At 69.8% G+C, this 1,169-nt stretch carries 2 protein-coding genes; both read right to left on the reverse strand.

The window, feature by feature from the left end:
• Nucleotides 1-47: 47 nt before the first annotated feature.
• Nucleotides 48-656 carry a mycothiol-dependent nitroreductase Rv2466c family protein gene (locus C1I93_RS30605; RefSeq protein ID WP_212808529.1) on the reverse strand — a complete coding sequence of 203 codons (609 nt, stop codon included), beginning with the start codon at nucleotides 654-656 and terminating at the stop codon, nucleotides 48-50.
• Nucleotides 657-692: 36 nt separating this feature from the next.
• On the reverse strand, nucleotides 693-998 hold the full coding sequence (locus C1I93_RS30610; protein WP_111246700.1) for a hypothetical protein: 306 nt from the start codon (nucleotides 996-998) through the stop codon (nucleotides 693-695).
• Nucleotides 999-1,169 lie beyond the last annotated feature (171 nt).

The following is a 1,169-nucleotide window of genomic DNA, read 5'->3' on the forward strand; positions in this document are numbered from 1 at the left end:
GTGGACTGGAAGCGACGCCTGCACCGGTAGGGCCGCACCCGCGGCGGTCAGCCGTAGGTGGGCTCGGCGTGCGGGCGGGCCTTCAGTTCGTGGAAGCCGGGGGTGGCGGCGACGAGGAGGGTGCCGTCCCAGAGCCGGCCGGCGGCCTCGCCACGGGGGACGCGGGAGATGACCGGGCCGAAGAAGACCACCGGAGCGCCGGCGTCGTCGTCGGTGGCGATGATCGGGGTGCCCACGTGGTCGCCGACAAGCGCGATGGCCTCGGCGTGCGAGGCGCGTACCGCCTCGTCGAACTCCGACGTGCCGGCCACCTCCACGAGCGCCGTCGGCAGGCCCGCGTCGGCCAGCACGGCAGCGAGGTCGCCCCAGCTGCCACCCTCGTGCACCCGTTTACCGTACGCGGTGAAGAAGCGCGCCAACCCGTCCTGCCCGTACCGCTGCCGCACGGCGGCGCAGACCCGGACCGGGTGCCACAGCCAGCCCTCGGTGTCGCCCTCCGGGTCGACGTCCCGGCCCTCGTTGAGCACGGACAGGCTCATCACGTGCCACCGCAGGGCGAGTGAGCGTACCGTCGCGGCCTCGACCAACCACCGCGAGGTGACCCAGGTGTACGGGCAGCTCGGGTCGAACCAGAAGTCCACGATTCGTGGTGTCACCGAGGCAACGTACCCCGGTCGTTGACGTCGAGCCGGTCAGGTTTGCGTACGGTCGTCGATCTCGGTGCCCGATTCGCCGGGTCGTGCGCCTATCGACTCCTCCGCGGCCCACCCGCCGGTGCTCTCGTCACCCAGGGTGAGGCTGCTGCGCGGCAGGCCGGCCAGCCCGGCCGGATCACGGGTCGGCTGGTCACCGTCCCCGGCGTTGACACCGGCCAGTCCGGCCCGGCGCAACATGTCGACAAGCTCGTCGTGTGGCATGTCGTCGGTGTCCGGAATCCCGGCACCGCGGGCGATGGATCGCAACGTCGCGAGGTCTTCGTCCCGGAAAGTCTCGGCCATGCCGCTGGCTTCCCCGGTTCACGACACGAAAACCCGTCCCTTGCCGGCGACCCTTACGAGGCTTTCGTTCTTACGTGGCAAACATTCGCTTGACATCGACGAAACAAGACACGTATGAAGATAAATGTTTCGATGCGACTCCGCGATCCCCAGCCCGAGCACCCACCCCAC

Source organism: Micromonospora endophytica, from assembly GCF_003236305.1.
GTDB classification, from domain to species: Bacteria; Actinomycetota; Actinomycetes; order Mycobacteriales; family Micromonosporaceae; genus Micromonospora; species Micromonospora endophytica.